At 38.7% G+C, this 10,998-nt stretch carries 10 protein-coding genes and 1 pseudogene; 5 read left to right on the top strand and 6 right to left on the bottom strand.

Annotated elements, in window-relative coordinates; genetic code table 11:
- Nucleotides 1-144: 144 nt before the first annotated feature.
- Together IQ259_RS17925 and IQ259_RS17920 are read left to right on the top strand one after the other, a co-directional pair.
- A pseudogene (locus IQ259_RS17925) lies at nucleotides 145-351 on the top strand (Uma2 family endonuclease); the annotation flags it as partial.
- Nucleotides 352-512: 161 nt separating this feature from the next.
- Entirely contained in the window at nucleotides 513-959 is a 447-nt protein-coding gene (locus IQ259_RS17920; RefSeq protein ID WP_193887187.1) for a hypothetical protein, read from the top strand.
- Between the two features lie 218 nt (nucleotides 960-1,177).
- Here IQ259_RS17920 and IQ259_RS17915 read toward each other — a convergent pair whose 3' ends face one another.
- Nucleotides 1,178-2,089 carry a polysaccharide deacetylase family protein gene (locus tag IQ259_RS17915; RefSeq protein ID WP_193887185.1) on the bottom strand — a complete coding sequence of 304 codons (912 nt, stop codon included), beginning with the start codon at nucleotides 2,087-2,089 and terminating at the stop codon, nucleotides 1,178-1,180.
- A 1,375-nt stretch (nucleotides 2,090-3,464) separates the two neighbouring features.
- The gene (locus IQ259_RS17910) at nucleotides 3,465-4,961 is read right to left on the bottom strand and encodes a TM0106 family RecB-like putative nuclease (protein WP_193887183.1); all 1,497 of its coding nucleotides are present in this window, start codon (nucleotides 4,959-4,961) and stop codon (nucleotides 3,465-3,467) included.
- A 117-nt stretch (nucleotides 4,962-5,078) separates the two neighbouring features.
- Here IQ259_RS17910 and IQ259_RS17905 point away from each other — a divergent pair, with 117 nt between their 5' ends.
- Nucleotides 5,079-6,266: an aminotransferase class V-fold PLP-dependent enzyme gene (locus IQ259_RS17905; RefSeq protein ID WP_193887181.1), complete on the top strand. Its 1,188-nt coding sequence runs from the start codon at nucleotides 5,079-5,081 to the stop codon at nucleotides 6,264-6,266.
- A gap of 243 nt (nucleotides 6,267-6,509) precedes the next feature.
- Entirely contained in the window at nucleotides 6,510-7,001 is a 492-nt protein-coding gene (locus tag IQ259_RS17900) for a gluconokinase (RefSeq protein ID WP_193887179.1), read from the top strand.
- A 25-nt stretch (nucleotides 7,002-7,026) separates the two neighbouring features.
- Here IQ259_RS17900 and IQ259_RS17895 read toward each other — a convergent pair whose 3' ends face one another.
- The 3 genes from IQ259_RS17895 to IQ259_RS17885 are packed head-to-tail and all read right to left on the bottom strand — an operon-like array spanning nucleotide 7,027 to nucleotide 9,219.
- Nucleotides 7,027-7,716: an ElyC/SanA/YdcF family protein gene (locus tag IQ259_RS17895; RefSeq protein WP_193887177.1), complete on the bottom strand. Its 690-nt coding sequence runs from the start codon at nucleotides 7,714-7,716 to the stop codon at nucleotides 7,027-7,029.
- Nucleotides 7,716-8,372: a DUF2301 domain-containing membrane protein gene (locus IQ259_RS17890; protein ID WP_193887175.1), complete on the bottom strand. Its 657-nt coding sequence runs from the start codon at nucleotides 8,370-8,372 to the stop codon at nucleotides 7,716-7,718. The genes IQ259_RS17895 and IQ259_RS17890 overlap by 1 nt, the downstream gene beginning before the upstream one ends.
- 37 nt (nucleotides 8,373-8,409) lie before the next feature.
- On the bottom strand, nucleotides 8,410-9,219 hold the full coding sequence (locus IQ259_RS17885) for an S-adenosyl-l-methionine hydroxide adenosyltransferase family protein (RefSeq protein WP_193887174.1): 810 nt from the start codon (nucleotides 9,217-9,219) through the stop codon (nucleotides 8,410-8,412).
- A 108-nt stretch (nucleotides 9,220-9,327) separates the two neighbouring features.
- Between IQ259_RS17885 and IQ259_RS17880 the strand changes: the two genes are divergently transcribed.
- Nucleotides 9,328-9,483, top strand: coding sequence for a hypothetical protein (locus IQ259_RS17880; RefSeq protein WP_193887172.1), 156 nt, complete (start codon nucleotides 9,328-9,330; stop codon nucleotides 9,481-9,483).
- 211 nt (nucleotides 9,484-9,694) lie between these two features.
- Here the strand turns inward: IQ259_RS17880 and IQ259_RS17875 are convergent, their stop codons facing one another.
- Entirely contained in the window at nucleotides 9,695-10,567 is an 873-nt protein-coding gene (locus IQ259_RS17875; protein WP_193887170.1) for a DUF2382 domain-containing protein, read from the bottom strand.
- Nucleotides 10,568-10,998: the final 431 nt, after the last annotated feature.

Here is a 10,998-nt window from a genome sequence, read left to right as displayed (position 1 = left end):
CAATTTATTGACGGTGGTGCAGACTTGTCGCCGTCAAGGTAAGTCTGTTGTTGATTTTTTTGCACAAGCTCTAATTGCTGACTCTAATAATTCTCAGTTTCGCCCTTCTTTACTTCCTCAATATTAGACCTGAATCCTTACGCAATGATGGCTAAAGCCAAAGATTATTTAGATGCACAAGTGTTGCGGGTGTGGGTGGTAGACAGTAAAGCTAGAAGTATTACTGTTTTTTTCCCAGATGCAGCACCACAGACATTTATGGGAGATGAAATATTTCAAGATTTCCTATTTCCAGGGCTGGAATTTACAGTTGAGCAGGTATTTCAAAAGGCGAAAATTCCCTTAAATTAATCATATTACAGTCAATAATTACTCGTAAACAACAAGATCCCCGAATTATTAAGAGCAATAAGAAGAAATGGTTAATCACATCAATGATCAGGTAGAGACTGTTATCCTAGTGTATGGATAACATGAAATGAGATAAAACCATAATACTCAAGAATTATTCCATGAAAAGATTCATTTGGTTCCCGATGATAGCTTCTTTATTGATGGGTGTGGGATGCCAATTAGCTTTTTCTCAAAATTCTAATCATGAATCACAAACATTATCTGAGTTAAATACAGTCAATATTGTGGAAGTTGCTGAAGTTACCAGAGAAATTGATGAAAAAACAGCCCTAAATTTAGTCTGGAAGTTGCCATTAGTACGACGCAAAGCCAGGGAAATTGAAAGGCTTTCTAAAGGTACTATCAAAGTGGGCGCAGTAGTTGATGGTTCTCCTAGTCCCCATGAACCTTACTATACAGTTCGCATATTTGAAAACCAACCAAACCATGATTCTACAATTTATTGGTTTCGTGTCTTCAGTACCAGTGGTATAATTGAAGTCCTCGATGTGATTGAAAATAAATATATCAGTTTAGATGAATGGCGAGAGCAATTAAAGCGGTAGAAAGATAATTATCAGGGATTTACAAGTAAAGTATAATTTTAGCGATCGCACTTGTCAGGTATAGTAACAGCAGTCAATCAATGATAAATTTGGACAAGTGCGATCGCATTCTGCAAAGAAAGTATTTATAGCAATCCTAAATTAATAGTAAATAAATGTATTACCTATTCCCTACCTCTAGGAGTAGGTTCATAAATCAAATAGATAGAAGTGCTACATTACTTTTTATTGGCAATTACAGTTTGCTCTTTATCTTCCATCTCTAAAAGTTCTGGAATAGTCACAAAACGGTATCCCTGCTTACGAAATCTATTAATAATTTCTGGTAAAGCTTGTACAGTTCGAGAGCGATTTCCACCGCCATCGTGCATTAGTACAATACCACCAGGTTTAGCCTGTCGAAAGACATTATCAATTAACTTCGGCACAGCAGGTAGGGAATAGTCTACAGAGTCAGATGACCACATAACAATGGCATACTTGGTATTTCTGGCATGGGCAGCTACTCCATTGTGCATAATACCTCCAGGTGGTCGAAACAAATTTGTTTTTATACCTGTAGTCTGATAAATTATTTCTGTTGTATGGTCAATTTCATAGGCGGCTGCTTGTTGATTCATGACATGATACCAGTGATGCCAAGTATGATTCCCGATTACGTGGCCTTCAGCACCTACCCGCTTGAGTAACTCTGGAAAATTCTTGACGTTCTGCCCAACGACAAAAAATGTTGCTTTGATATTATTTTGTTTGAGAATATCCAATACTTGAGCAGTACTTTCAGGCCAAGGGCCATCATCAAAGGTAAGAGCAATTACTTTTTGAGCTTGACTTAGTTTAGCTTCTTTAATTGTGGCTCCTTGAAAGCGTTTAGCTAAAGTATAACCAAGACCTTTAGCTTGTGCTTCTTGTTGCCAGCTTGTGAGCATTGTCGCCTTTAGCCCCTCAATCCGCTTTTGAGTACCAACTTTAGCAACTAAATTATTGTTTATATCTATATTTTGATTGCTTTGAGCTTCCGACGCGTTTGGCCTAAGAAGCATCATTACAGCCACGCTTAATGTAGCACCCAAGGCAAGCAAAGCAATTAATATACCTTGCGGCCACAGTAACGATTTATTTTGTTCCACTTCATAGCTCCTTCAAGGGTCGAACCATTATGGATAGTTCTGACGGTAATTTATAGCACACTTTCTTTTAAAAATTAGATCCCCAAATATTTTCCGATAATCCAGAAAATTTAATTCAGTTTCACAGAAGTTAATATTTTGGTTTTCCTTATATAGCCTAGGTTACGGTATGAGTAATCAAGCTGGGAGCGATCGCTAACTATAGTATAGTTGGCTACTTATAGAGAGCCAACTTTTTTGCAAAATTGCTACTTTCCATGCTGACAAGTAGGAAAATTCTGCCTTCATCTCGATACCAATCAATCTACCTTTGATACCGTTTCACTTTAAGTTTGATACAAGTAGGCCGCAGGGGGGCAGGGGGCAGGGAGCAGGGAGAAAGAATTAAAAACCATTAATTTGTATCAAGATTTTCGTGAATTGGTATGACAAGTCCTCTAGAAAACTTCTGTAAATGAGGAAAACTTCATTACCCACAACATTTTATCTGTAGTTGATTATTGTGTTGAGAGTAGGTTACTGACCTAAAGCATTCCTGATGAACTATGCAGTTTTTATTTAATATTGTATATTTTACTGCCAAAAAATATTTTTTTATTTGTAATAAAATATTAAATTTTTCGTTAAAAATTCGCTTTTCCATGCTTTTCATCAATTCATACTAATGGCAATCAACAAAAGCTAGTTTCTCATTATTAAGGAGTACTAAGTCGTTAATCTATATACTCTTTAGCCATTTAATTTTAAATAATATAAGGAGTTCCTAATTTTAACTATATCTAATAAATTTTTACTAGATAATAGTACACTTCATAGTGTATGTTTAACTTAAATTTTAAAGAAAATTTAATATTGATTAGTTGTATGTGTGTTATTGGAAATAGCAATAATTAGATTTGAACAATTTCTAATGACTTAAGTGAAGTGTACTCAACACATTTAGTTCTTTAGTAGATGAAATGTCACGCACCCTACAAGACCAGGCGATCTTACTTGTTTCAACAATTGCCCTTTCGTTGTAACCGTCAGTTTTACGCCACCTATTGGATATTATACGGAATTTTTCCGTTTTTAATTAAATTGCTTTATGGTAAAAGGTTACGGTTAAATAAAGGATTGAATTACAAGTTAAAGATGTTGATTTTGCTTAAAGTCAAATTTCTGTAAGCGATACTAATACCAATTTGAAGAATGCTCGCTACAGATGTAGGTTGGGTTGAGGGACGAAACCCAACGCCTTAAAACCTTGTAGATGTTGGGTTTCACTTCGTACCCTGCGGGAAGCAAGCTACTACCCAACCTACGCATCTGTCGCATTCTTTTTTTAAATTGGTATAAGTCCTAACAAAGTGTAAAAATTATACATCAACAAAATTTACAAACTAGCTTCTGACTCCTGAATTATGCTGTATTCATTTTGAAAAAAATTCGTCAGCCAGTCTTTCACGCTGCGTGTTGCGTGACAGTCATCTTCGTTATAGCGTTGGATAATTTCTAAGAAACTGCGATCGCCTGTCTCTAACCATTTATCATACCAGTAAATACACTTAGCACCACTAGCTTCTTTGTCGCGCCACTCAAACCCCAACCATCGCGCAATAACTTTGAGGGCGTAACTTTCTACGGGTAAGGTGACGCTTTGGATTAATTGTTCATAGATATCTACAAACCTATTTAGAACGGGATTTACTAAAGAATAAGGAGTGCGGTATAACTTAGCTAATCGTTTGACTGTATCAAATTCGTAAACACAAAAATGATAAATTGGCGCGTTGGGATATTGCCAAACTAAATCGAGAAATTGCTGCCAAACTAATTCTTCATCCGCTGGTGTTTCGGCTAAAAAAGAATAGAACTGTTGTGTATTTTTTTGCCTATCAACAACTAAAACGCCTAAAAGATAATCTAAATCTAAATCTGGCTGGGCTTCAATATCAAAATACAGTTCTACAGGAGCCGTAAATGTAATTTCTGCTTTTGGTAGAGAAGTTGGTAAAATCAAGGGACGTTTTTCGATGACAGATTGGGCTTGGATAACTAACTTGGTTGCTACTATGCTGTCAAAACCAGGTAAATCTTCCAGAGTAGTGGGACTTGTGTTAGCGAGAGATTCGAGTGTTGTTAAAGAAAGGGCTTGGAGTTGGGCGTAGCGGACTGGTGTGACTCCTGGTAATAATGAGAGATGGTTTTGTGATTGCGCGATCGCGTAACATTGACTATGCCAGTGACAAAGATTACACTTTTGCCGAGAAATAAACATCTCTGGTGCATCTGATACTTGCAACGCTTGAATGAACTCTTCCAGAATTTTTAGCATCTGTGGTGTCCATTTCGCTAAATCTACGGGATAACCACTGTCTTTGGTACGCAATAACAACCACGCTGTGTCTGGGGTTACTCCTTGCACGTTTGCTAATACTTGGGCGTGGAATGCAGCGACAGCTTGATATTCCTGCTTGGGACGCTTACCCAGTTCCATACTTGCTGGAACATACATCCAATCACCAAAACAGGACTGTCCTGGCTGTTTGATAAGTAAATCTGGACGGCTGAGGAGAGTGTATTTTTCACTGGCTGTATCTGTCCAATCTTGATAATTGCTTAACAGCACTCCATGATAAATATACTCAACTCCACGCTGCATTAATTCTAAAGTCTCAGCTTCAACGGCTTCTCTATTCCCTGGTGAATATTTTGGTTGTTCATAGGTAAACCCTGCCAAAATACCCCGATGATAGGCAATTTTATCTTGATGCAGTTTAGCCAATAAGTCATTAGGTGCATCTCGTTGGCTTTTGTCAGCATTAATATCTAAAACAGGTCGGCGTTTGCAGCGTTGGTATTGCAGTAGGTGTTCAGCATTAATCAACATTCATTTAAACTAACAATAATTATGGCTTTCTGGGATTCATTGATTTCAATTACACTCTCTCATAGATGGGAAAATAAGAGACTAAAACCGTAACAAGATTGACATTTGGCATTATTTATGACCAGTATTTCTGCTACACAAACAGAGTTGCATCACTATCGGGAAGAATTTCCAGCTTTAATGAATAAGATTTATTTTAACTATGGCGGACAAGGGCCGTTACCCAAAAAGGCAATAAATGCCATCATCGAAGCAGAAACTCATATTCAGCACCTAGGCCCCTTTGGCAATGAAGTTGGTCGTTGGATAGGTTCGCATACTCAAATTATCAAACAAGCGATCGCTTCGGAGTTAAACGCACCTCCAGAAACTATCACCTTGACCGAGAATGTCACAATCGGCTGTAATATTCCCTTGTGGGGTATTGATTGGCATTCTGGCGACCATCTGCTGCTTTCCGACTGCGAACACCAAGGGGTTATCGCCGCAGCGAAAGAAATTGGGCGGCGATTTCATGTAGAAGTTACCACTTGTCCTTTAATGGCAACTTTAAATGAAGGCGACCCCGTGGCGGTTGTTTCCGAAAATTTACGCCCCAATACCCGCTTAGTCATCCTCAGCCATGTCTTATGGAATACTGGTCAAGTTTTGCCCCTTGACAAAATTATAGAAGTATGTAGAAAAAACAATTCCTTAATATTAGTCGATGCTGCCCAGTCTGTGGGTTTATTGCCTTTAAACTTAAGCGAATTGGGTGTGGATTTTTATGCTTTTACCGGACACAAATGGTGGTGTGGCCCTGCTGGTGTAGGTGGTTTGTATGTCCGACCAGAAGCACTAGAAAAAATTGCGCCGACATTTGTGGGTTGGCGTAGCGTGATTAAAGATAGTCAAGGCCAGCCGATAGATTGGTGTCCCGATGGACGGAGATATGAGGTGGGAACATCAGCATATTCATTTTATGCTGGGTTAGTAGAAGCGATCGCACTTCATCAACAATGGGGTACAGCTGAGGAACGCTACCAGCAAATTTGCCACAATAGCGAATATCTCTGGCGCAAGCTATCAGCGTTACCTCAAATTAAATGTTTATGCACTTCCCCACCCGAAAGCGGCTTAGTCTCCTTTCAATTTACCCAGCATCATCCCCAAGCCAGTGTTAAATTAGTCCAGTTTTTGGAATCACAGAGAATATTCACACGCACCATTGCGAACCCCGACTGTATCCGCGCCACCGTTCATTACTTTACTTTAGAGTCAGAAATAGACCTTTTGGTAGAACAAATAGAGAGATTTGAAAATTGAGCTATCCAAAGAATAAATTATTTCCAAAAAATAAAATATAGAAAGCCTTCAATAGTACTCTAAATTAGATTGTGCTGTCGAGGGTTGGCTGATTTCTCTAATTGTCCGATACCTTGAAAGTATACGACATCTTTTTTCAATGGACTATTTTACCACCTCGTCAATGCGTAAGTCCTATATGCTTTTAAGTTCCAATATATTTCTCATAGTATACAAACGGCTTCACAAAGATATACTGTCTACATGATTGTAATTTTAATGGGAGTCGCTGGTTCTGGTAAAACCACGATTGGTCAAGCACTTGCAGCCACAATAGAGTGGGAATTTTGCGATGCAGACTGGTTTCACTCAACCACCGCCAAGGAGAAAATGAACAGAGGCGAACCACTAACTGATGTCGATCGCCAACCTTGGTTACAGTCGTTGCAAACAGCGATCGCTCAATGGTTGCAAGAAAAGAAAAACGTTATCCTGGCTTGTTCGACACTGAAAGCCAGCTATCGCCAGATTCTCTGCAACAATGATCCACAGGTAAAGCTAGTTTACCTACAAGGAAGTTATGAGTTGATTGAGCAAAGATTGCGCGATCGCCTTGGACATTTCATGAATGCCAATCTTTTACAAAGCCAGTTCGATACCCTGGAAGTCCCTACCGCGGGTGAAGCTATTTATATTGATATCTCCCAAGATTTAGAGGCGATCGTTCAAGAAATTAGAAATTTCCTCAGGGTTTAACCGCCTGTAGCAATATTTTTTACCACTATAATTTCCAATTTACAAATCTAGCGTAAATATATGCGATCGCTTCACTGATCACTACTCGCACTCCTTCACTAGAATTCCACCATTTTTTACAGTCATAGTTTTGGGTTTTTGCAGAAATAATTCCGACTTTAATTTTGGGAGCAAATATATTTTTAAATATTAACCAGCTTCTACGAGCATGAGCATCAGTTGTAAACACATTAATTGATTCTATTTGTAAATTCGTTTCTGATATGTGCTGCAATAATGCTATAGCAGAAGCATTAGTTCTATCCTTAACTACATCGGGGGTAGAAATAGCAATCAATTTTTCTTTTGGTATGCCCAATTTAGATAATGTAGTAGCAGCAATTTCGGCAAAATTTTTATATTCAGCTAAATAAAACCCTTGGCCTATTTTTGCTCCTATGGTAAATATTTGGCGATAAGAACCAGTTTTAAATTCGGCTGCTGCTTGTTCTAACGCATAATCTGATATCCAGCCATCAATAACTAACGCATCGGCTGATTTGATTGGAGAAGTTATGGCGAGGAATGGGTATAAATTATTAATTACAAAAAATATGCTAGAAGCCGAAGCCGCTAAAAATATAACCCATCCCTGTGCCGTAAGTGTCCAGATTTCTTGGCGCTTGATTAACCGAATTTCTGGAACTTTATGATCGTGCTGATTTTTTCGCTGCATTAAACCTTAGCTGAACTTTGGGCTTTTATATAAGCAAATACAGATTTATCACCAATATCTGCGGGAATTTCTTGGAAGAGTTTACGCAGAGCAAATACTAAAAAGAAAATTGCCCAAACTCCTAATAAAATCTGTTCTACTTGCATGGGTAAAATCCCTACCAAATGTCCTAATAAAAGCAAGGGAACAATGAAAGTTAAGACTTTAGTTTCTAAACGATCAAAACAAAATGCTTCTTTGAAATAAATTCCAGTTAACGCCGCAAAAGTAAAACCTACTCCTAAAATAGTGAGTGGGTATGTGTATACAGTCACAGAAAAAGGTTTGCTGTCAAAATGAGCGAAAAGAAACGAGGAAATACTACCAATCAGCCAGAAAAGCTGTAAAGTTCGGTGCAGAGGAGCCATATATATATGGATAGTCAGTAAACTAACACCGAGAGCTAGGCTGAAACAACTATACAAAGGGGTAATTGCTTGGATGGTGGTAGGGTTATTGTTGAACAACACCAAAGCACTACCGATTGCAAAGCTGAGTGCCGCTACCATTAAACCGGTGCGATAGATAATTACGCCAGTGCGATCGCTCTGATCAATGGTAAATTCCCCAAACTGGCCTTGATAAACTTCTGATGGAGATATCGTTTGTGTAGCCATAAAAAAAACAGTGATGAGTGAGTAGTAATCTCAGTTTCTAGTCTAATAACATAATGACTTCTAAAGCATCTTGCCAGTTTATCTGTAACTGTAAATGTGCGTTACCTCCGTTGATGGCAATTTCTACCCAGCCATGACTACCTACTAAGGCGATCGCTTCTCCCAGTTTGACATCACTATAAGTTTTGCACCCCGGTATAGTCAACCCAGCAGCTTGCACACACCAAGTTTGGTTCTGTACATAATTCCCTGGAATGTTGCTAATTAAGTTGCCAAAGTGGTCTATATATTGAATGCAGCCTAGTATACCAGTGGTTGTTTCTTTGTAGTTACCGATATCTAGTTGTAGCAAAGAAGCTGGATTGATTTCTGTGCCTAGTTGTTTGACGGAAACACCACTTGCAAGATTAGCTCCCACTGATGCAAATATATCTCTCCCGTGGAAAGTGCTGCTGGGGTGGGGAGTTAGCCAGTAAGCAGAGTTTGTTAGTTCAACGGCTGTTATTGCAGGAGTTTGATTTAACACGCCGCTAAATATACCATTATCCGGGCCTACTAGAAACCCATCTGCGAATTCTACTGCGATCGCCCGTCGTTTACTACCCACACCTGGATCTACCACTGCCACATGGACAGTTCCATCTGGAAAGTAAGGATAAGCATTTATCAAACAAAACCGCGCCGCCGCAATATTTTGTGGTGGAATTTGGTGCGTCAAGTCTACAACCCTGAGCATGGGGTTTATTTTGGCAATTATACCTTTCATTACCCCGACATAAACATCGCGATCGCCAAAATCGCTAAGTAAAGTCAGGAGCGATCGCTGCGTTGTTTGACTCTCTACCATAAGCTATTTATAAACATATGTTGAGACATATTTTTCTGTAGCAACAGCTACAAAATTTGTGTTATGTTAGGATTATTAGACATAAAAAAGCATAAAGAGGTAATTACTATGAGCCAAAATAGACTACAAGATATGAGACAAGCAAAAGAAGTACACAGACAGAACCTGAGAAAAAGCCTGGAACATCGCTTGGAAGTAGCTCAAGCTCAAGGCAATGAAAAGTTGATTCATCAACTAGAAGCAGAAATGAGATACATCGGTTAACGCTGCTCAAGCAAGAGTTGGTTGTTAATAGTTTTGTTGTATGGAAAACCCCGCCTTGGCGGGTTTTTTGTTGTTTACACTGCGATCGCTATGAGCCAGAATCAAAACAATAACATAAAGGGATTGTCTATTCTTAAATTAGACAACCCCTTTTTACTTGGCCTATACTCACTTGCTGTGAGACTTTCGTAATTACGAATTACGAATTAGCCTAACGTCTTTTTTCTCGAATATTTGGATCATCTTGATCGATGTCTAATTCTTCACGGCGAAGAGTTTCTTGAGCCTCGACTGTATCTCTATCAACAACCTTTTTGACTTTGACTTCTTCACGCAGTACTGCTTCTTTACGAATATCAGGCGTTTCCTCATAAACATCCATACGGGTTACTTCCTGATTGCGGAAATCTGCTTCACCTGGTGCAACTGTTCTACCAGCATCTGCTGGAGTAGTACGTTCAATCACTACTTGTTCTTTTTCAATTGGGACTGCGACTTGCGCCGTCTCGGTTTCGACATGTTTACCAACAGCCACCTCACCTGTCTTGATGCGAGATTTATTCGCCACTAACCGTTCTTCGTAAAGCTTGAGATTTTGATGATCTGGCTGGGTTGTACCATACAAATCTGGCTCATGTTCGTAGCTGTAGGTATTGTGATCGTAATTGATATTACGGGTGCGATCGCCACGAGCAGCTGATGTATCTACAGCAGTGTTTGTCATCGGAGTGCGATATACTCCACGTACCCGTTCTTCATAATCATAATCAACCCGTTCTAGCGCATCAAAATCAGGTAAGTTTTCTACCTGTTCTCGCGTCAACCCTTTAGCATAAACACGTCGAGAGGAATAGTTGATTTGAGAACGTCCAATTGGTAGCAATACTTTCTTGCCAAAAATCCAAAAACCAGTATCAACCACTAAATAACGAAAACGACCAGAATCATCTACTAAGATGTGTTTGACACTGCCGATTTTATCATCATCTATGTCTGAATAAACATCAAAATCATAGATGTTGTAGTTACTAAACTCATCATTTTGATAGTCGGCAGCGAACTCTTCTAACTGATAAAGAGCCATGTTATTCTATTGAATTCTACACACTTCTTATCCTAAAAATTGATAGCATTATTTCCTCTTTCTAGCGATTGACCTGTAATTAAAAATATTTAAGACCTATAGGGGATATACTTTTTAAGTATTCTGTTGCAATAAAAATATAATAAAGAGGAATTTTCGATGTTTAATTTATCTCATTTATTTTCCTTGAGTGCAAGTTTATTAACTCTATGATTGGCAGCAAGTACAACTATCCCAGTTAAAGCCCAAATCACCTGCTTTCATACATCAAAGTTTGGTTGCTTTAGACAAAATGGAACCGTATTGAGTTAGGTCGAGGGGGAGTATTATCTCCCCCTCGACCTAACTCAATACCTAATTGATTCATGTTTAGTAAATTATTTAGTTTTGTAGTCAGGTATTTTAAGGTAACGGCAAGGCCTGAGCGTTAG

Source organism: Fortiea sp. LEGE XX443 (genome assembly GCF_015206815.1).
Classification (GTDB): domain Bacteria; phylum Cyanobacteriota; class Cyanobacteriia; order Cyanobacteriales; family Nostocaceae; genus Nostoc_B.
This window is presented reverse-complemented; position numbering and strand designations above follow the sequence as displayed.

What these genes read in the sequence shown, in the direction of transcription:
- IQ259_RS17880 (WP_193887172.1), top strand. Translation starts at nt 9,328, where the DNA reads ATGAGCCAAAATAGACTACAAGATATGAGACAAGCAAAAGAAGTACAC.
- IQ259_RS17910 (WP_193887183.1), bottom strand. Translation starts at nt 4,961, where the DNA reads ATGTTGATTAATGCTGAACACCTACTGCAATACCAACGCTGCAAACGC.
- IQ259_RS17920 (WP_193887187.1), top strand. Translation starts at nt 513, where the DNA reads ATGAAAAGATTCATTTGGTTCCCGATGATAGCTTCTTTATTGATGGGT.
- IQ259_RS17890 (WP_193887175.1), bottom strand. Translation starts at nt 8,372, where the DNA reads ATGGCTACACAAACGATATCTCCATCAGAAGTTTATCAAGGCCAGTTT.
- IQ259_RS17875 (WP_193887170.1), bottom strand. Translation starts at nt 10,567, where the DNA reads ATGGCTCTTTATCAGTTAGAAGAGTTCGCTGCCGACTATCAAAATGAT.
- IQ259_RS17885 (WP_193887174.1), bottom strand. Translation starts at nt 9,219, where the DNA reads ATGGTAGAGAGTCAAACAACGCAGCGATCGCTCCTGACTTTACTTAGC.
- IQ259_RS17900 (WP_193887179.1), top strand. Translation starts at nt 6,510, where the DNA reads ATGATTGTAATTTTAATGGGAGTCGCTGGTTCTGGTAAAACCACGATT.
- IQ259_RS17905 (WP_193887181.1), top strand. Translation starts at nt 5,079, where the DNA reads ATGACCAGTATTTCTGCTACACAAACAGAGTTGCATCACTATCGGGAA.
- IQ259_RS17895 (WP_193887177.1), bottom strand. Translation starts at nt 7,716, where the DNA reads ATGCAGCGAAAAAATCAGCACGATCATAAAGTTCCAGAAATTCGGTTA.